The sequence below is a fragment of the Thalassotalea psychrophila genome (genome assembly GCF_031583595.1).
Classification (GTDB): domain Bacteria; phylum Pseudomonadota; class Gammaproteobacteria; order Enterobacterales; family Alteromonadaceae; genus Thalassotalea_A; species Thalassotalea_A psychrophila.
Genome location: NZ_CP134145.1, coordinates 4,190,155 through 4,209,833, shown reverse-complemented (window position 1 = coordinate 4,209,833; position 19,679 = coordinate 4,190,155). Strand labels below are relative to the sequence as shown.

Here is a 19,679-nt window from a genome sequence, read left to right as displayed (position 1 = left end):
CAAGCTCCAAGCTCTTATTCATAGTTCCTTAGTCCTTAGTTCCTAGAATCTATTCCCCTTATCCGTTACAATCGAATCAAACCTAATAATAATGTTTTTCATGCATCACAAAAATTATCCACTTAAAAATTTAAACAGTTTTGCATTAGATGTTTCTGCAAAAGATATAGTGTTTGCTAAAACAGTCGAGCAAGTTAAAGAATTTGCGCAAAACTTACCTGAACAATTTTATATTTTAGGCGGTGGCAGTAATTCTTTGTTCGTGGAAAATTACCAAGGCACAATATTTTGCCCTGATCTTCGCGGTATCAATGTTAATGATGAAGATAATAATTTTCATATACATGTAGCAAGTGGCGAAAACTGGCATGAATTGGTGCAATATTGTTTATCTAACAATATGGCAGGCCTTGAGAATTTGGCGTTAATACCAGGTAACTGTGGTGCCGCGCCAATACAAAATATTGGCGCATACGGGGTGGAGTTTGCCAATGTATGTGATTATGTTGATTGGTTTGATTTTCAAAGTTTGAAAGTTGTTAGATTGCCAGCAGAGCATTGCCAGTTCTCTTATCGAGATAGTATATTTAAAAACGCATTAAAAAATAAAGGCGTTGTCATTGCTATAGGCTTGAAACTGAATAAATTTTGGCAGCCTACTTTAAAGTATCAAGGGTTAAATGAACTTGGTGATACTCCTAGCCCGCAACAAGTTTTTGATACTGTCATTGCCATTAGGGAAAGTAAATTACCCGATCCTAAAGTTATTCCGAATGCCGGTAGTTTTTTTAAAAATCCAATTGTTGATCATCAGACATTTGCTGCTATCAAAGCCCAATACCCAGATTTTCCTGCCTACCCAGCTAAAGGCTCTGATATGAAGCTTGCTGCTGGTTGGTTAATACAAGAGAGTCAATTAAAAGGTGTTAGTATTGGCGGCGCAGCAGTGCATAAGTTACAAGCATTAGTATTAATCAATAGTAATAATGCAACGGGTAAAAATGTGATAGAACTTGCTCGTCACGTACAAAACACAGTAAAGAAAATATTTAATGTAGCTCTTGAACCTGAAGTTAGGTTAATTTCGGCGCAAGGCGAACAACGTATAGAAGATATTAACTAATGGCAAAAGTAGTACGAGAAGAGCTAATTCGTCAATTAGCGGATGGCCAATTTATTTCAGGCCAACACTTGGCCCAGCAGTTAAGTGTAAGTAGAACAGCTATTTCAAAACACGTTAAAGTATTAACTGAAATGGGCCTAGATATATTTTCTGTGCAAGGTAAAGGCTATAAATTAGCGCAAAGCATTACTCTATTAGACGCGCAAACAATTACTACTCAACTTGCAAATCTTAAACGCAAAAACCTTGTAGAAGTGCATAGCATTATCGATTCGACTAACTCATATTTAATGCGCCGTTTACCAAATAATGTCACTCATGGTCAAACTTGTGTATCAGAGTTTCAATCTGCTGGAAGAGGTCGCAGAGGTAAAGAGTGGGTTTCACCATTTGGGTCGCACTTATATTTATCTATGTATTGGTATTTAGAGCAGGGCATGTCTGCTGCAATGGGAATTTCTTTAGTCGTAGGTATCGCTGTTAGCGATGTTTTGCAACAACAGTACGGCCTTGATGTGCAATTGAAATGGCCGAATGATATTTACATAAATGGTAAAAAGCTTGCTGGGATCCTTGTCGAGTTAGAAGGACAAAGCATTGGTCCAGGAAATTGTGTAATTGGTTTAGGTTTAAATATTAATATGCCGAAACAAAGCGCAGATAAAATTGATCAGCCATGGACCGATTTGGGCAATGAATTAAACCGAGACGTTGACAGGAATATCCTTTCTGCGCAATTGATCGCTAAGATCAGCGAACGCTTAGAACAACATCACCAGTTCGGTTTGGCACCAATGTTAGATGACTGGCAACGACAAGACTTCTTCTATAATAAACAAGTGAAATTATTAACGGGTGATAAAGAAACCAGAGGAATTTGCAAAGGTATAAATAGTAGTGGGGCTTTGTTATTAGAAGTCGATGGTAAACAGCTCCCAATTTATGGCGGCGAAGTTAGCTTACGAGGTGTTTAATGGAATTATTGATTGATGTAGGTAATACCCTAGTAAAATATGCTCTACTTGAAAATAAGCAATTATCTAAAATTAATCACTGCTCAACTTTTGACTTTTTAAAGTTATTAAGCAGTTTTGACCATATATCATCAATTGTAATTGCTTCTGTTTCTAACCCTATTTTTTCACAAGAAATACATGCATGGGCAGAATCACTAGATATTCAAATAAAACCTTTGTCTACAGAAGCTGAATCCTTTGGTGTTAAAAATAGTTATGAAAACTATTCCACTATGGGCGTTGATCGCTGGTTAGCGGTACTTGGAGCGCAATACCTTTATCCAAAGGAAAACCTTTTAATAGTGGATGCAGGAACAGCGATAACTTTTGATGTATTAGATAAGTATAAGCAGCATCAGGGTGGATGGATTGTTCCTGGGGTTGATATGATGATGCAAGCATTGTTTAAAAATACTGAAAAAGTATTTGCTGAACAAAGTGAAATTGATGTTTTAAAGTTTGGAAAAACTACCAGTGATAATGTAAATTTAGGTTGTTGGTCTACAGCCTCTGCTGCAGTACACGGCGCTGTAGAGATGACGAAAAACACGGAACATAGTGTTGAAAGAGTTATTTTTACAGGAGGTAATGGCTCAGAGCTAAATCGATTAGGGCAATTTAAAGCTACTTATATTGATAATTTAGTCTTTATCGGTATGAAGCGATTTCTATAAAACTTTTATCGGACTAAAGTTGTTATGATTTAATAAAAATATTAATATTTTTATTACAAATTTGGCTGAAAAAACAGCAACTAGAAAAAAAACAGCATTTTTTTTAATTTAGCTATTGCATGGTGCAAAACATTCATCTAGAATTCGCTCCACTTAATGCAGTGCCGTCTTAGCTCAGTTGGTAGAGCAACTGACTTGTAATCAGTAGGTCGCCAGTTCGACTCCGGCAGACGGCACCATTAATACACTTTCCAAAGTGTTAAAAAATATTGGAGGGGTTCCCGAGTGGCCAAAGGGATCAGATTGTAAATCTGACGGCTCAGCCTTCGGTGGTTCGAATCCACCTCCCTCCACCATTTTTTATTGTAAAGATAGTCTAATAGATATGCGGACGTCGTATAGTGGTAATACCTTAGCCTTCCAAGCTAAAGCTGCGAGTTCGATTCTCGCCGTCCGCTCCATATTTTTATAAGCGCTGATATAGCTCAGTTGGTAGAGCGCACCCTTGGTAAGGGTGAGGTCGACAGTTCGAATCTGTCTATTAGCACCATTCTCTGCCCCCTCTGAAATTACTTATTCAATATATATCTTTCGTCTTTACCTTAAAAAATAGAATCAATTTTATAATTATTTTAAAGGTATTTAACAATGGCTAAAGAAAAATTCGAACGTAATAAACCGCACGTTAACGTTGGTACAATCGGTCACGTCGATCACGGTAAAACAACATTAACTGCTGCAATCTCAGCTGTACTTACTAAAGTACACGGTGGTGAAGTTAAAGATTTCGCACAAATCGATAACGCTCCAGAAGAACGTGAGCGTGGTATTACAATCAATACTTCTCACATTGAGTACGATACAGAATCACGTCACTATGCACACGTAGATTGTCCTGGTCACGCCGATTATGTTAAAAACATGATCACTGGTGCTGCCCAAATGGATGGTGCTATCTTAGTAGTTGCTGCTACAGATGGTCCTATGCCACAAACACGTGAGCACATCTTATTATCTCGCCAAGTTGGTGTTCCATTCATTATTGTTTTCATGAACAAATGTGACATGGTAGATGACGAAGAGTTATTAGAATTAGTAGAAATGGAAGTTCGTGAACTTCTTTCAGAATACGATTTCCCAGGTGATGACTTACCAGTAATCCAAGGTTCTGCATTAGGCGCACTTCAAGGTGAAGCTAAATGGGAAGAGAAAGTTGTTGAACTAGCTGACGCACTTGATTCTTACATTCCAGAGCCAGAGCGTGCTATCGATGGTGACTTCATTCTTCCAATCGAAGATGTTTTCTCAATCCAAGGCCGTGGTACAGTTGTAACAGGTCGTGTTGAACGTGGTATCGTAAAAGTTGGTGACGAAGTTGCTATCGTAGGTATCAAAGACACTACGCTTACTACTTGTACTGGTGTTGAAATGTTCCGTAAGCTTCTTGACGAAGGTCGTGCTGGCGAGAACTGTGGTGTATTATTACGTGGTACTAAGCGTGAAGACGTACAACGTGGCCAAGTATTATGTAAGCCTGGTTCAGTTAACCCACACACTAAATTCGAATCAGAAGTATACGTGTTAAGTAAAGATGAAGGTGGTCGTCATACTCCATTCTTCAAAGGATACCGTCCACAGTTTTACTTCCGTACAACAGATATCACAGGTGCTGTAGAGCTTCCTGCTGGTGTTGAAATGGTAATGCCAGGCGACAACTTGAAGTTTGTTGTTGAGCTAATCAACCCAATCGCGATGGAAGAAGGTTTACGCTTCGCTATCCGTGAAGGTGGCCGTACTGTTGGTGCTGGTGTTGTATCTAAAATCATTGACTAATGATTTGGTAAATACCAAACCTTAAAAAAAGCGCTTCGGCGCTTTTTTTGTTTGTACGGCCAGCTTCACGGTGTTCCGTGATGACGATAACGATAAGGAAATAGGCACTATTTTTAGTTATCGCTGTAAGCCTCTGGCTTGCAGATAAATCATTTATGATTTACTTGAGCCGTACTGACCGAAAAATTGCTCCTGCATTTTCGGCATACACGCCATCCATGGCGTAATCGGTGCTGGTGTTGTTTCTAAAATCATCGACTAATGTTTTGGTAAATACCAAACCTTAAAAAAAGGTCGCTAACGCGGCCTTTTTTATGTCTGAAAATTAGAAACGAGAAACGAGAAACGAGAAACGAAAAGCTATTGTTCTAAGCACGTTGTGAAGTTAGGAGGTCCCGTGTCTCGTTTATACTCGCACAGGATGACGTAGTTTAAGTTAACTAGCTCCTTGGATACTCAAATATATTTGAAAAAGTATTCCGTCATTCCGGAGGAGCTCAAGCGACATCAGGGACCTCCGTATTTGACAGCGAGCTTACAAAACAATATGCCCCTACTTCTAAAAAGTACTGCTATTCGTTTCTAAAATGAAAGAAATTAGAGGGTCATTGGATGAATGTTCTCGTTCCTCGTTTCTTTTTCCAATTTTCGCTTGAGTAATAGATTTTACAACGTATAATGGCCCCTCACTTCTGATGTAATCTTAATTTTCCAAACAAAATCTAAGAACCGCATGATAAGTGTATGTGTACCTTTTTAAGGTATCAAAAAATTTAGGGGTGTAGTTCCAACGGCAGAACGTCGGATTCCAAATCCGAATGTTGGGAGTTCGAATCTCTCCACCCCTGCCATATTATCCAAACCTCGTCATTAGACGGGGTAGTTTTGTCCTAATGACAGGAACAGGTTGTAAGTTATGAATGCAAGTGCAGAAAACCAAACTAGTGGTTCTCTAGATTCAGTGAAGTGGGTATTAGTTTTCCTACTTTTAGGTGGTGCCGTTTTCGGTAATTATTACTACGGTGACATGTCTCCATTATACCGTGCCCTTGGCGTAGTTGCGGCGGTTGTTGTTGCTGGCTTAATTGCTATGCAGACTGAAAAAGGTCGTAACGCAGTATCTTTTGCTAAAGAATCTCGTACAGAAGTACGTAAAGTTGTTTGGCCTACTAGACAAGAAGCAATTCAAACGACTGCTATTGTTCTTGTAGCAACAGCGATTATGTCTCTAATTTTATGGGGCTTAGATAGCGCATTATTTGCTATCGTAAACTTTATCACTTCATTACAGGTGTAATTTATGTCTGAAGATAGAAAATTAAGATGGTATGTTGTACAAGCGTTTTCTGGTTATGAAGCTCGTGTACAAAAAACTCTTTTAGAGCACATTGAAATTCAAGGCTTAGAAGATAAATTTGGTCAAATACTTGTACCAACAGAAGAAGTTGTTGAAATGCGCGCTGGTCAAAAGCGTAAAAGTGCACGCAAGTTCTTCCCAGGTTACGTTTTGATTGAAATGGTTCCTGATGATCTGGAAGCATGGCATTTAGTAAAAAGTGTACCTCGTGTATTAGGTTTCATCGGCGGTACTACTGATCGTCCTAGACCTATTTCACAAAAAGAAGCTGATCGTATTTTGCAACGTCTTGAAGAATCTGTTGATCAACCAAGACCTAAAACATTGTTTGAGCCAGGCGAAGTTGTTCGTGTTATTGACGGACCATTTGCAGACTTTAACGGTGTTGTTGAAGAGCTTGACTACGAGAAGAGCCGCATTAAAGTATCGGTATCTATCTTCGGTCGTTCTACGCCAGTTGAACTTGAGTTTGCTCAGGTAGAAAAAGGTTAAACTTTTTTCAAATCAATTTAAAAGCCAGAGCATTGCTCTGGCTTTTTACGTTAAGGGGTGAGCGTATGCAAATTGCCATGGACAGTTAGCACTTGTAATGCCTTAACGTCGTTTAGAAACAGTTAACCGTCATCCCGTTATGTTGTTGAACGGGATCTCCACAACTTACAATGAGCATCTATACGATAAAATATTAAAGAGAAAGGGTTTTATCTATTACAAAGCTGCATTGATACCAAGTCCAATAATTATCTGCTCATTTTTACTGGCTAAAAAGAACAAATACTGCGTTATAAAATCTTAAGTACGAAGGCATGGATGCTGCAGGTAGAGCGACGCAGGATGCCAAAGCCGAGAATGACTACTTATAAAATTTTATGCCTTGTATTTATCCATTTTATCTCACTAAAAAGTTGATCACATAATTAATAGAATTGGTATATGATAACTACAATTTCCCTAGAAAACTTCTTTATTAATGTTGCCGTCCTCATTATCTAAACAGCAAAAATATCTATTTGTTATAGCCTTATTATTTATTGTACTTTGGTCTGCTCTTTTTATTCAGCTTGAGAATTCATTAGCTAAACTGCAAGAATTTGGCGCGTTTTTCTTCTTAGGTATTGGTGGCGCTATAACAGCAAACTCTACCGGAGCTGGAGGGGGCGTTGTTTTTGTTCCTTCATTTAATGCGCTAGGTATGGCGATAGATGAGGTTGTTGCTACAAGCTTTGCTATTCAATGTTTTGGTATGACTGTAGGTAGTATTTCTTGGTTAATATTTTTTAACCGTGACAGTAGTCAAAAAATAGAAAGAGTTAACCTTTTATATCAAGCTTTAGCTTGTAGTATTCCAATGTCGATTGCTGGTATCTATTGTGTGCAATATTTATCCTTACTGCCTGTGACGTCAATAAACACGATTTTTAGTGTGTTTTCATTAGTATTTGGTATCGTCGTTTTATACCATTGTGTATATCTAGGGAAACGGTCAACACACCGCGGTGTTAAACAACTAACTAAACTCGAGCTGTTGCTAATTGCTATCTCCAGTTTTATTGGTGGAATTATCACTGCTTGGATCTCAGTTGGTGTTGGTGAGATCCTTGCCGTTATTTTACTGTTACGCGGATTTTCAGTGATGTTTTCAGTTGCAGCAGGAGTAATAGTTTCTTCTTTATCGGTATTAAGTGGCATTCCATATTTTATTAATGAGCAACTTATTAATTTAGAGGTTTTATTATTTGCTGCCCCTGGCGCGATTATTGGGGCATTAGTTGCCAGGTTCATCGCGCAGGCTTTAGGTCCACAAAAATTAAAGCTGTTTCTAGGCAGTTGGATCTTATTTGTAGGTGTAATAGGTTTAATCGATTTTATATAGTGGTTTCGCTCTTTGTTTCTCCGTTTCTAGCCCCTCGTTCTTTTCTTTCGCCTCTTTTTTAAACAAATTCACAATTCATCCTTGCACTTATGCCTCTGGTTAATATATAATCCGCTGCCGATTTTATTTGAACTTCGAATAAAATCGTTTTTTGTTAACGGGGAGCTGTTTTAACTAATAGCGTTTGCACCCATACTAAAGGTATAAAAACCATGGCTAAAAAAGTCCAAGCTCTAATCAAGCTACAGGTTGCTGCTGGTGCAGCTAACCCGTCACCACCAGTTGGTCCTGCACTAGGTCAACACGGTGTAAATATTATGGAATTCTGTAAAGCGTTCAACGCAAAAACAGATTCTTTAGAAAAAGGCGCTCCTGTACCAGTAGTTATTACTGTATACAACGATCGTTCTTTCACTTTTGAAACAAAAACTCCACCTGCTTCTTACTTACTTAAGAAAGCTGCTGGTATCAAGAGTGGTTCAGGCCGTCCTAACACTGAAAAAGTTGGTACAGTAACTACTGCACAACTTGAAGAAATCGTTAAGACTAAAGAACCTGATTTAACTGCGGGCTCACTAGAAGCTGCAGTGCGTACCATTGCGGGCTCTGCTCGTTCAATGGGTTTAGTGGTAGAGGACTAATCAATGGCTAAATTATCAAAACGCGCTCGTCTTATCCGTGAAAAAGTAGACGTAACAAAAGAATATGAAATCAATGAAGCTTTAGCACTTCTTAAAGAGTTAGCTACTGCTAACTTCAGAGAAAGTGTTGATGTAGCTGTTAAGCTAGGCATTGACGCACGTAAATCTGATCAAAACGTTCGTGGCGCTACAGTATTGCCAAACGGTACTGGTCGTAACGTACGTGTCGCAGTATTTACTCAAGGCGCTAATGTTGAGAAGGCTCAAGAAGCTGGTGCTGACATTATCGGTATGGAAGATTTAGCTGAACAAGTTAAAGCTGGCGTAATGGATTTTGACGTAGTTATTGCTACTCCAGATGCAATGCGTGTTGTAGGTCAACTTGGTCAAGTATTAGGTCCTCGCGGCTTAATGCCTAACCCTAAAGTTGGTACTGTAACTCCAGACGTAGCTACAGCAGTTAAAAATGCTAAAGCTGGTCAGGTTCGTTACCGTAACGATAAGAATGGTATCATCCATTCTACAATCGGTAAGGCTGACTTTGAAAACGCTCAATTAGAAGAAAATTTAGTAGCTTTACTTGCTGCTCTTAGCAAAGCTAAGCCAGCTCAAGCAAAAGGTGCATACCTTGCTAAAATCAGTTTATCAACAACTATGGGTGCTGGTATTAACATCGCTCAAAACTCGTTGACAATCGCTTAATTTAGCGTTTTACAAGGGGTTGAAATTAGACTATAATTTCGCCCCTAAAAATTTGGTAGGTGCTGGTGTCTTTTTAGATACTCAGCTCCCGTCCAAGACCGTAGGTGTTGTTAAAGCCTTAAGTACTTTATGAGTATGGTGATAACTACTTAATGTCCTACGTAGATGGTGATTACCCAGATATTTTCCTAAATTTCTGGCTCTCGCCGTAATGGCCTAAGGTAAAAGATTATCTTAGGAGTTTTAAATATCGGATTCGTCCGGTGAAACCAGGAGTTAAAGCCAATGGCTATCAATCTTGATGATAAAAAAGCAATTGTTGCTGAAGTTCAAGAAGCTGCTACTGGCGCTCAATCAGCTGTAATCGTGGATTCTCGCGGTGTAACAGTTGATGCAATTACTACTTTGCGTAAAGAAGCTCGTGAAAATGGTGTATGGATGAAGGTTGTTCGTAACACATTAGCACGTCGCGCATTGGAAGGAACTGAATTCTCATGTATCTCTGATACATTAGTTGGTCCTTCATTAATTGCATTTTCAAACGAGCACCCAGGTGCTGCAGCACGTTTGTTCTCAGATTTCGCTAAATCTAACGAAAACTTTGAATTAAAAGCCGCAGCATTTGAAGGCAACGTTGTAGATATTTCGGTATTAGCGAAATTACCTACTTACGACGAAGCTATTGCACGTGTAATGAGCGTTATGAAAGAAGCATCTGCAGGCAAACTTGCTCGCACTATTGCTGCAGTTCGTGATCAGAAAGAAGAAGCAGCAGCATAATTCGCTGTTAGCTTATATTTATATAGTTATATAACAGCGTATTAGCTGTTTTAAAGAAATAGGAAAAACATTATGTCTATCTCTCAAGAAGATATTTTAAACGCAATTGCAGACATGTCTGTAATGGATGTTGTTGCTTTAGTTGAAGCAATGGAAGAAAAATTCGGCGTAACTGCTGCTGTTGGCGTTGCTGTTGCAGCTGACGCTGGTGGTGCTGCTGAAGAGCAAACTGAATTTGACGTTGTAATGACTTCATTCGGTGAGAAGAAAGTTGCAGTAATCAAAGCTGTTCGTGGCGCTACAGGTCTAGGCCTTAAAGAAGCTAAAGACTTAGTTGAGTCAGCTCCTAAAGCGATCAAAGAAGGCGTTGAAAAAGCTGAAGCTGAAGAGCTTAAGAAAACTCTTGAAGAAGCTGGTGCTTCTGTTGAGATCAAATAATCTGTTTTTATACAGATTAGTTGCCTAAATTAGGCAATGGCTGGTGATTTATATCACCGGCCTTTTTGCGCTAAAAGAGATTGATTTTTAATCAACTCAATATTTTGGTTCTTTTTTGAATCAAAACAGTGCATTATTGATTGTTAATCGAAATTTAACAGTGTTATTTTTTGGTTAACAATCAGTTTTATTCCTGACTTAAAATAAGTCAGACTTGGCCATAACCAGCTAGATGAGGAACCCATGGTTTACTCTTATTCTGAGAAGAAGCGTATTCGAAAGGACTTTGGTAAAAGTGTTCAGGTAATGGATTATCCATTCCTGTTGTCTATCCAACTCGAATCTTTCCGCAAGTTTATTGATATCGATGCAACGGGTGCAGTAGGCTTAGAAGCCGCTTTCCGTAGCGTATTTCCAATAAAAAGTTATTCTGGTAATTCAGAATTACAGTATGTTAGCTACCGTTTAGGTGAGCCGTTATTTGATGTTAAAGAATGTCAAATTCGCGGTGTAACTTACTCTGCCGCTCTACGTGTTAAATTACGCATGGTAATTTACGATAAAGAAGCCGCAGCCGGTACAGTTAAAGATATTAAAGAACAAGAAGTCTACATGGGCGAAATCCCATTGATGACGGATAATGGTACCTTTGTAATTAATGGTACTGAGCGTGTTATTGTTTCGCAATTACATCGTTCTCCGGGTGTTTTCTTCGATCACGATAAAGGTAAAACCCACTCATCAGGTAAAGTGTTATATAACGCCCGCGTTATTCCTTACCGTGGTTCATGGTTAGACTTTGAATTCGATCCTAAAGATAACTTATTTGTACGTATAGATAGACGTCGTAAGTTACCTGCATCAATTATGTTACGTGCCTTAGAATATACAACAGAAGAAATTCTGGAAATGTTCTTTGAAACAACACGTTTTGATATCAAGAAAAACAAGTTAGTTATGGAACTTGTGCCAGAACGTTTACGTGGTGAAACCGCAACGTTTGATCTCAAATTACCAAACGGCGATGTACTTGTAGAACAAGGTCGTCGTATCACTGCTCGTCACATCCGTGCTTTAGGTAAAGCCGATGTCACTACCTTAGATGTACCTGCTGACTATATTGTTGGTCGCGTACTTGCTAAAGAGCATGTGAACAAAAGTACTGGTGAAGTAATCGCTGAAGCGAATGCTGAATTAACACTAGAGCTATTAGCTGAATTAACTGAAGCTGGCTTTAAGACTTTTGACACTTTATACATGAATGAATTCGATTGTGGTTCATACATGTCAGACACCTTACGTGTTGATAACTCTACTAACCGCTTAGAAGCGTTAGTTGAAATTTATCGTATGATGCGTCCAGGTGAGCCACCAACAAAAGATGCTGCTGAAGCATTATTTCAGAACTTATTCTTCGCCGAAGAACGTTATGACTTATCAACTGTTGGTCGCATGAAATTTAACCGCCGTGTTGGTCGCTCAGAAAGCACTGGCTCTGGTATCTTATCGCATGATGACATCATCTCGGTAATGAAAACGTTAATTTCAATCCGTGACGGTAAAGGCGAAGTGGACGATATCGATCACTTAGGTAACCGTCGTATCCGTTCTGTTGGTGAAATGGCTGAAAACCAATTCCGCGTTGGTCTAGTTCGTGTTGAACGTGCTGTACGTGAGCGTTTAAGTCTTGGTGATCTTGATGCAGTAATGCCACAAGATTTAATCAACGCTAAGCCTATTTCTGCAGCTGTTAAAGAATTCTTTGGTTCTTCACAGTTGTCACAGTTTATGGATCAGAACAACCCGTTATCGGAAGTTACTCATAAACGTCGTATCTCAGCGTTAGGCCCTGGTGGTTTAACACGTGAGCGCGCAGGTTTTGAAGTACGTGATGTACATCCAACCCATTACGGTCGTGTATGTCCAATCGAAACGCCGGAAGGTCCAAACATCGGTTTGATTAACTCATTATCATGTTATGCCCGTACTAACGACTATGGTTTCTTAGAAACTCCATACCGTAAAGTAGTAGACGGTCTTATCACTGATGATATTGATTATTTATCTGCTATCGAAGAAGGCAACTTTGTAATCGCTCAGGCGAATGCTGCAGTTGACGCTGACAAACGTTTAGTAGAAGGCTTAGTTAACTGTCGTCATAAGAATGAATTTACTCTTTTGTCTGCAGAACAAGTTCAATATATGGATGTATCACCACAGCAAATTATCTCTGTGGCGGCATCACTTATTCCATTCCTAGAGCATGATGATGCTAACCGTGCCTTGATGGGCGCGAACATGCAACGTCAAGCAGTACCTACACTAAAAGTTGATAAGCCTTTAGTTGGTACCGGTATGGAAAAAACTATTGCTGTAGATTCAGGTGTAACGGCCGTTGCCAAACGTGGCGGTGTTGTTGACTATGTAGATGCGAGTCGTATCGTTGTTCGTGTTAACGAAAACGAAATGCATGCCGGTGAAGCTGGTATCGATATCTACAACTTAACTAAATACACTCGTTCTAACCAGAATACTTGTATTAACCAACGTCCAACTTGTAATGTTGGCGAACCAGTGCAACGTGGTGACGTGTTAGCCGATGGTCCTTCTACCGATTTAGGTGAGTTGGCTCTTGGTCAAAACATGCGTATCGCATTCATGCCTTGGAATGGTTATAACTTCGAGGATTCAATGTTGATTTCTGAACGTGTAACGAAAGAAGATCGTTTCACTACTATTCATATTCAGGAATTATCATGTATCGCTCGTGACACCAAATTAGGCTCAGAAGAGATTACTTCTGATATCCCTAACGTTGGTGAGTCTGCATTATCTAAATTAGATGAATCAGGTGTTGTATACATCGGTGCAGAAGTTAACGGCGGCGACATCTTAGTGGGTAAAGTTACTCCTAAGGGTGAAACTCAGTTAACACCAGAAGAAAAATTATTACGTGCTATCTTCGGTGAGAAAGCAGCTGACGTTAAAGACAGCTCTTTACGTGTACCAAACTCAGTTTCAGGTACTATCATCGATGTTCAAGTATTCACTCGCGACGGTGTTGAAAAAGACGCCCGTGCGATGGAAATTGAAGAAATGCAATTGAAAGAAGTTAAGAAAGATCTTGGCGATGAATTCAGCATTTTAGAAGATGGTATTTATGCCCGTGCTAAGAAACTTCTATTATCATCTGGTTTAAATGAGTCTGACCTTAATGGTATGTCTCGTGACCAATGGTTAAGTCAAAGCCTAAGCGATGAAGGTCAACAAACTGAACTTGAGCAAATTGCCGAGCAGTATGATGCCATTAAAGCTGACTTTGATAAGAAATATGAAGTTAAACGTCGTAAGATCACTCAAGGTGATGACTTACAACCAGGCGTACTTAAAATCGTTAAAGTTTACCTTGCTGTTAAGCGTCGCTTACAACCAGGTGACAAGATGGCTGGTCGTCATGGTAACAAAGGTGTTATCTCTAACGTTGTTCCTGTGGAAGATATGCCACATGACAAGAATGGTGAGCCGGTAGATATCGTGCTTAACCCTCTTGGTGTACCTTCACGTATGAACATCGGTCAGGTTTTAGAAACTCACTTAGGTATGGCGTGTCGCGGTATCGGTGAAAAAATTGACCGTATGATCAAAGAGCAGCAAGAATTAGCGAAACTTCGTATATTCTTGAAAGATGTTTACGCAGTTGGCGAATCTCGCCAAGTAGTAGACATTGATAGCTTCTCTGATGATGAAGTTAAGCGTTTAGCTGATAACCTTCGTGCCGGTTTACCAATTGCAACACCAGCGTTTGATGGTGCTGCAGAAAAAGAAATTAAAGAACTATTCCGTTTGGCAGATATGCCAGAAAGCGGTCAGTTCACTTTATTTGACGGCCGTACTGGTCGTGCATTTGAGCGTCCTGTTACCGTAGGTTATATGTACATGCTGAAACTGAATCACTTAGTTGATGACAAGATGCATGCACGTTCTACTGGTTCTTACTCACTAGTTACGCAACAACCACTTGGTGGTAAAGCGCAATTTGGTGGTCAACGTTTCGGTGAGATGGAAGTATGGGCACTTGAAGCATACGGTGCTGCTTACACTCTACAAGAAATGCTTACGGTTAAATCTGATGACGTTAACGGTCGTACTAAAATGTACAAAAACCTTGTTGACGGTGATCACCGTATGGAACCAGGAATGCCTGAGTCATTCAACGTATTGTTGAAAGAAATCCGTTCGTTAGGTATCAATATCGAACTGGACAAGGAATAACCTGAATAGCTGAACTAATTTATTAGACAGTATACGGGGAGGGCGTAAAGCTCTCCCCAGATGTTAACTCCGACAGGAGATGAAGTGTGAAAGATTTACTTAAGTTTCTTAAGCAACAGAATCAAACTGAAGAATTCGATGGTATTCGAATTGGTCTAGCCTCACCAGACATGATCCGTTCATGGTCATTTGGTGAAGTTAAAAAGCCAGAAACCATCAACTACCGTACGTTCAAACCAGAGCGTGACGGACTTTTCTGTGCCCGAATTTTCGGACCAGTAAAAGATTACGAATGTTTATGTGGCAAGTACAAGCGCCTTAAGCATCGTGGTGTTATTTGTGAAAAATGTGGTGTTGAAGTAACGCTAACTAAAGTTCGTCGTGACCGTATGGGACACATCGAATTAGCTAGCCCAGTTGCTCACATCTGGTTCTTAAAATCATTGCCATCTCGTATCGGTTTATTACTTGATATGACATTGCGTGATATTGAACGTGTATTATATTTCGAATCTTATGTTGTTACCGAACCTGGTATGACTACATTAGAGCGCAGCCAAATTTTAACCGAAGAAGAGTACTTAGACTCTCTTGAAGAACACGGTGATGAATTTGACGCAAAAATGGGCGCTGAAGCAGTTTTAGCCCTTTTGAAAGAAATTGACTTAAACGCTGAAATTGATCAAATGCGTGAAGAGCTACCTGAAATTGGTAGTGAAACTAAGCGTAAAAAAATCACTAAACGTTTAAAATTAATGGAAGCATTCGCTCAATCTGGTAACAAACCAGAATGGATGATTATGTCGGTTCTTCCGATCCTTCCACCAGATCTACGTCCACTAGTTCCACTAGATGGCGGTCGTTTTGCTACGTCTGATCTGAACGATTTATATCGTCGTGTTATTAACCGTAACAACCGTCTTAAACGTCTACTAGATTTAGTAGCACCAGACATTATCGTACGTAACGAAAAACGTATGTTACAAGAGTCTGTTGATGCGTTATTAGATAACGGTCGTCGTGGTCGTGCAATTACTGGTTCTAACAAACGTCCTCTTAAATCTCTTGCTGATATGATCAAGGGTAAGCAAGGTCGTTTCCGTCAGAATTTACTTGGTAAGCGTGTTGATTACTCTGGTCGTTCTGTAATCACGGTTGGTCCAACACTACGTTTACATCAATGTGGTCTTCCTAAGAAGATGGCATTAGAGTTATTTAAACCTTTCATCTACGGTAAATTAGAAGCTCGTGGTCTTGCGACTACAATTAAAGCTGCTAAAAAACTAGTTGAACGTGAAGGTGGTGAAGTTTGGGATGTACTTGATGAAGTAATCCGTGAACATCCGGTTATGCTTAACCGTGCACCAACTCTTCATAGACTTGGTATCCAAGCGTTCGAACCAGTACTAATCGAAGGTAAAGCAATCCATTTACACCCACTAGTTTGTGCGGCATACAATGCCGATTTCGATGGTGACCAAATGGCGGTACACGTTCCTTTAACAATCGAAGCTCAATTAGAAGCTCGTGCGTTAATGATGTCTACCAATAACGTATTATCACCAGCTAACGGCGACCCAATCATCGTTCCTTCACAGGATGTTGTATTAGGTCTTTATTATTTATCACGTGATTGTGTTAATGGTAAAGGTGAAGGTATGGTCTTTAAATCTGTGAAAGAAGCAGAAAAAGCCTACCGTACAGAAGTTGCAGAATTACACGCTCGCGTGAAAATTCGTATCACTGAATTTGTAAATGGTGAAGATGTTGTATCTATGATTGATACAACTATTGGTCGCGCACTTTTCTGGCAAGTATGTCCTAAAGGTTTACCGTATGAGCTTATTAATAAGCCATTAGGTAAGAAGCAGATCTCTACACTGATTAACCATTCGTATCGTAATCTGGGTCTAAAAGAGACAGTAATGTTTGCTGACCAAATTATGTATACCGGTTTCCACTACGCGATGATCGCGGGTGCTTCAGTTGGTATCGACGATATGGTAATTCCAGATGCGAAATACACTATCATTGAAGCCTGTGAAGAAGAAGTTAAAGAGATCCAGGAGCAATTTGAATCTGGTCTTGTAACTGCTGGTGAGAAATACAATAAAGTAATTGATATCTGGTCATCTGCTAACGAAAAAGTTTCGAAAGCGATGATGGACAACTTATCAAAAGAATCAATCTTAAACCGCGACGGTGAGATGGAAGAGCAAGACTCATTCAACTCTATCTTCATGATGGCTGACTCTGGTGCTCGTGGTAGTGCCGCTCAGATTCGTCAATTAGCCGGTATGCGTGGTCTAATGGCTAAGCCAGATGGTTCAATCATCGAAACGCCAATCACAGCGAACTTCCGTGAAGGTTTGAACGTATTACAATACTTCATCTCTACTCATGGTGCTCGTAAAGGTTTGGCCGATACGGCACTTAAAACAGCTAACTCGGGTTACTTAACTCGTCGTCTAGTTGATGTTGCACAAGATTTAGTTGTAACTGAAAGCGATTGTGGTATTGAAGAAGGTCTATTAATGACTCCGCTTATTGAAGGCGGTGATGTTGTAGAACCTCTACGTGAACGTGTTCTTGGTCGTGTTGTAGCACAAGATGTGTTTACACCAGGTACTGAAGATGTACTTTTCGCACGTAACAGTTTACTTGACGAAGCAGATTGTGACACGTTAGAAGAACACTCAGTGGATCAAGTTTGGGTACGCTCAATCATTACTTGTGATACAGATTTTGGTGTTTGTGCATTATGTTACGGTCGTGATTTGGCTCGTGGTCACCTTATCAACCAAGGTGAAGCAATCGGTGTTGTGGCAGCACAATCAATCGGTGAGCCGGGTACACAGTTAACGATGCGTACGTTCCATATCGGTGGTGCAGCATCTCGTGCATCTGCTGAAAACAGCGTACAAGTTAAAAACACTGGTACATTAAAACTTCAAAATGCGAAGTTTGTTACTAACTCTGAGAAGAAACTAGTAATCACATCACGTTCATCAGAAATTACTGTTATTGATGAATTAGGTCGTGAAAAAGAACGTTATAAAGTTCCTTACGGTTCAATCTTGAATAAAGCAGACGGCAAAGCAATCGCAGCTGGCGAAACTATCGCTAACTGGGACCCGCATACGCATCCAATTATCACTGAAGTAGGTGGTAAAATTCAATTCGTAGACCTTATTGATAAGGTAACTATGGAGCGTGAAACTGATGAACTAACAGGTTTATCAAGTATCGTTATCACTGACCCTGCACAACGTGGTTCAGCTGGTAAAGAAATGCGCCCAATGGTTAAGCTTGTAGATAAGAAAGGTAATGATGTAATGATCGCTGGAACACAAATTCCTGCACAATACTTCTTACCTGGTAACGCAATTGTTAACCTTGAAGATGGTGCGGAAGTAAATATCGGTGATGCGTTAGCACGTATCCCACAAGAGTCATCAAAAACTCGTGATATTACCGGTGGTCTTCCACGTGTTGCTGATTTATTTGAAGCTCGTAAGCCAAAAGAGCCTGCAATTCTTGCTGAGAAAACAGGTATCATTGGTTTCGGTAAAGAAACTAAAGGTAAGCGTCGTTTATTAATCACTCAACCAAGTGGTGAAGTATACGAAGAGATGATCCCAAAATGGCGTCAACTTAACGTGTTCGAAGGTGAATCTGTACTTAAAGGTGAAGTTATCGCCGATGGTCCTGAGTCTCCTCACGATATCTTACGTTTACGTGGTATTGACCATGTTGCTAACTACATTGTTAACGAAGTACAAGATGTATACCGTTTACAAGGTGTAAAAATCAACGATAAGCACATCGAAGTAATTGTTCGTCAGATGATCCGCAAGTGTGAGATCATGACAGCTGGTGACAGTAACTTCTTACCTGGTGAGCAAGTTGAAGTAGCACGCGTTAAAATTGCTAACCGTGAATTGGAAGCGCAAGGTAAAGAACCAGCTGAGTTCCAAACTCTTATGCTAGGTATTACTAAAGCGTCACTTGCAACAGAGTCATTTATTTCTGCTGCATCGTTCCAAGAAACAACTCGTGTACTTACTGAAGCTGCTGTTGCAGGTAAGAAAGATGACTTACGTGGACTGAAAGAAAACGTAATAGTTGGTCGTCTAATTCCTGCAGGTACTGGTTATGCGTATCATCAAAATCGCATGAATAAAGCCAATGCTGCTGTTGAAGAAGAAACAACAGTTTCCGCTGAAGACGCTGAACAAGCACTAACAGATGCATTAAATGCAGACCTGTTAGGCGGTTTTGCTCCAAGTGGTGACGAATAAAGCATAATCATTAGGCAAAAGGTCTGTTAAGATCTTTTGCCGGTGATCATAAACTGTACAAAAAAGATCAAGGATCTTCCTTGTATAACTTGACAGTTAGGTGCTTGACCTATAAAATTCCGCGACCCTATAAGTAGGGTCGCGGATTTTCACGTTTAAGAGCGTGCTGAAATTACAGAAATAAACTGTAACTAAGCACATGTATAACTAATTTGGAGCCCATTAATGGCAACTATTAACCAATTAGTACGTAAACCACGTGTAAGACAAGTAACTAAAAGTAACGTTCCTGCGTTACAAGCTTGTCCACAACGTCGTGGCGTATGTACTCGTGTGTATACTACTACACCAAAAAAACCTAACTCAGCACTACGTAAAGTAGCTCGTGTTCGTTTAACTAACGGCTTCGAAGTTACTTCTTACATCGGTGGTGAAGGTCACAACTTACAAGAGCATAGCGTAATTTTAATTCGCGGTGGTCGTGTAAAAGATTTACCAGGTGTGCGTTATCACACTGTTCGTGGCGCACTAGATTGTTCTGGTGTAAGCGATAGAAGACAAGGCCGTTCTAAGTACGGTGCTAAGCGCCCTAAATCTTAACGGAACTCCGTCAAGTAAGGCCAAACAACCTAATTTAACTTTTGTTTTGGGAAATTCCTGAAATTACAA

General features: G+C 39.9%; 14 protein-coding genes and 5 tRNA genes. All 19 read left to right on the top strand.

Annotated elements, in window-relative coordinates:
- Positions 1–100 precede the first annotated feature (100 nt).
- A complete protein-coding gene (gene murB / locus RGQ13_RS17550) occupies positions 101–1,123 on the top strand; it encodes a UDP-N-acetylmuramate dehydrogenase (RefSeq protein ID WP_348391020.1) in 1,023 nt (340 codons plus the stop codon).
- Positions 1,123–2,097, top strand: a complete 975-nt coding sequence (gene birA, locus RGQ13_RS17545; RefSeq protein WP_348391019.1) for a bifunctional biotin--[acetyl-CoA-carboxylase] ligase/biotin operon repressor BirA — start codon at positions 1,123–1,125, stop codon at positions 2,095–2,097. The genes murB and birA overlap by 1 nt, the downstream gene beginning before the upstream one ends.
- Positions 2,097–2,813 (top strand): type III pantothenate kinase, encoded by a 717-nt coding sequence (locus tag RGQ13_RS17540; RefSeq protein ID WP_348391018.1) that lies wholly within the window; start codon positions 2,097–2,099, stop codon positions 2,811–2,813. Before birA ends, RGQ13_RS17540 begins: the two co-directional genes overlap by 1 nt.
- A 163-nt stretch (positions 2,814–2,976) precedes the next feature.
- Positions 2,977–3,052, top strand: a tRNA-Thr gene (locus RGQ13_RS17535).
- A gap of 32 nt (positions 3,053–3,084) precedes the next feature.
- Positions 3,085–3,169 (top strand) — tRNA-Tyr (locus tag RGQ13_RS17530).
- A 31-nt stretch (positions 3,170–3,200) separates the two neighbouring features.
- A tRNA-Gly gene (locus RGQ13_RS17525) sits at positions 3,201–3,274 on the top strand.
- Between the two features lie 13 nt (positions 3,275–3,287).
- Positions 3,288–3,363: transfer RNA gene (locus RGQ13_RS17520), tRNA-Thr, on the top strand.
- 98 nt (positions 3,364–3,461) lie between these two features.
- Positions 3,462–4,646 (top strand): elongation factor Tu, encoded by a 1,185-nt coding sequence (gene tuf, locus RGQ13_RS17515; protein WP_348390994.1) that lies wholly within the window; start codon positions 3,462–3,464, stop codon positions 4,644–4,646.
- A 775-nt stretch (positions 4,647–5,421) separates the two neighbouring features.
- A tRNA-Trp gene (locus RGQ13_RS17510) sits at positions 5,422–5,497 on the top strand.
- Positions 5,498–5,562: 65 nt separating this feature from the next.
- Positions 5,563–5,943 (top strand): preprotein translocase subunit SecE, encoded by a 381-nt coding sequence (gene secE / locus RGQ13_RS17505; RefSeq protein ID WP_348391017.1) that lies wholly within the window; start codon positions 5,563–5,565, stop codon positions 5,941–5,943.
- Between the two features lie 3 nt (positions 5,944–5,946).
- The gene (gene nusG, locus RGQ13_RS17500; RefSeq protein WP_348391016.1) at positions 5,947–6,495 is read left to right on the top strand and encodes a transcription termination/antitermination protein NusG; all 549 of its coding nucleotides are present in this window, start codon (positions 5,947–5,949) and stop codon (positions 6,493–6,495) included.
- Between the two features lie 478 nt (positions 6,496–6,973).
- Complete coding sequence (locus tag RGQ13_RS17495) at positions 6,974–7,876, top strand: sulfite exporter TauE/SafE family protein (RefSeq protein ID WP_348391015.1); 903 nt, start codon at positions 6,974–6,976, stop codon at positions 7,874–7,876.
- Positions 7,877–8,088: 212 nt separating this feature from the next.
- Complete coding sequence (gene rplK / locus RGQ13_RS17490; protein ID WP_033078701.1) at positions 8,089–8,517, top strand: 50S ribosomal protein L11; 429 nt, start codon at positions 8,089–8,091, stop codon at positions 8,515–8,517.
- 3 nt (positions 8,518–8,520) lie between these two features.
- Complete coding sequence (gene rplA / locus RGQ13_RS17485) at positions 8,521–9,219, top strand: 50S ribosomal protein L1 (RefSeq protein WP_348391014.1); 699 nt, start codon at positions 8,521–8,523, stop codon at positions 9,217–9,219.
- A gap of 285 nt (positions 9,220–9,504) precedes the next feature.
- Positions 9,505–9,999: a 50S ribosomal protein L10 gene (gene rplJ / locus RGQ13_RS17480; RefSeq protein ID WP_348391013.1), complete on the top strand. Its 495-nt coding sequence runs from the start codon at positions 9,505–9,507 to the stop codon at positions 9,997–9,999.
- Positions 10,000–10,071: 72 nt separating this feature from the next.
- Positions 10,072–10,437, top strand: coding sequence for a 50S ribosomal protein L7/L12 (rplL, locus tag RGQ13_RS17475; RefSeq protein ID WP_348391012.1), 366 nt, complete (start codon positions 10,072–10,074; stop codon positions 10,435–10,437).
- Positions 10,438–10,680: 243 nt separating this feature from the next.
- Positions 10,681–14,709 (top strand): DNA-directed RNA polymerase subunit beta, encoded by a 4,029-nt coding sequence (gene rpoB / locus RGQ13_RS17470; RefSeq protein ID WP_348391011.1) that lies wholly within the window; start codon positions 10,681–10,683, stop codon positions 14,707–14,709.
- 86 nt (positions 14,710–14,795) lie between these two features.
- A complete protein-coding gene (gene rpoC / locus RGQ13_RS17465; RefSeq protein ID WP_348391010.1) occupies positions 14,796–19,010 on the top strand; it encodes a DNA-directed RNA polymerase subunit beta' in 4,215 nt (1,404 codons plus the stop codon).
- Positions 19,011–19,235: 225 nt separating this feature from the next.
- Positions 19,236–19,610, top strand: a complete 375-nt coding sequence (rpsL, locus tag RGQ13_RS17460) for a 30S ribosomal protein S12 (protein ID WP_011045492.1) — start codon at positions 19,236–19,238, stop codon at positions 19,608–19,610.
- Positions 19,611–19,679 lie beyond the last annotated feature (69 nt).

What these genes read in the sequence shown, in the direction of transcription:
- rplA (WP_348391014.1), top strand. Translation starts at nt 8,521, where the DNA reads ATGGCTAAATTATCAAAACGCGCTCGTCTTATCCGTGAAAAAGTAGAC.
- rplK (WP_033078701.1), top strand. Translation starts at nt 8,089, where the DNA reads ATGGCTAAAAAAGTCCAAGCTCTAATCAAGCTACAGGTTGCTGCTGGT.
- tuf (WP_348390994.1), top strand. Translation starts at nt 3,462, where the DNA reads ATGGCTAAAGAAAAATTCGAACGTAATAAACCGCACGTTAACGTTGGT.
- rplL (WP_348391012.1), top strand. Translation starts at nt 10,072, where the DNA reads ATGTCTATCTCTCAAGAAGATATTTTAAACGCAATTGCAGACATGTCT.
- birA (WP_348391019.1), top strand. Translation starts at nt 1,123, where the DNA reads ATGGCAAAAGTAGTACGAGAAGAGCTAATTCGTCAATTAGCGGATGGC.
- rpsL (WP_011045492.1), top strand. Translation starts at nt 19,236, where the DNA reads ATGGCAACTATTAACCAATTAGTACGTAAACCACGTGTAAGACAAGTA.
- nusG (WP_348391016.1), top strand. Translation starts at nt 5,947, where the DNA reads ATGTCTGAAGATAGAAAATTAAGATGGTATGTTGTACAAGCGTTTTCT.
- rpoB (WP_348391011.1), top strand. Translation starts at nt 10,681, where the DNA reads ATGGTTTACTCTTATTCTGAGAAGAAGCGTATTCGAAAGGACTTTGGT.
- RGQ13_RS17495 (WP_348391015.1), top strand. Translation starts at nt 6,974, where the DNA reads ATGTTGCCGTCCTCATTATCTAAACAGCAAAAATATCTATTTGTTATA.
- RGQ13_RS17540 (WP_348391018.1), top strand. Translation starts at nt 2,097, where the DNA reads ATGGAATTATTGATTGATGTAGGTAATACCCTAGTAAAATATGCTCTA.
- secE (WP_348391017.1), top strand. Translation starts at nt 5,563, where the DNA reads ATGAATGCAAGTGCAGAAAACCAAACTAGTGGTTCTCTAGATTCAGTG.
- murB (WP_348391020.1), top strand. Translation starts at nt 101, where the DNA reads ATGCATCACAAAAATTATCCACTTAAAAATTTAAACAGTTTTGCATTA.
- rplJ (WP_348391013.1), top strand. Translation starts at nt 9,505, where the DNA reads ATGGCTATCAATCTTGATGATAAAAAAGCAATTGTTGCTGAAGTTCAA.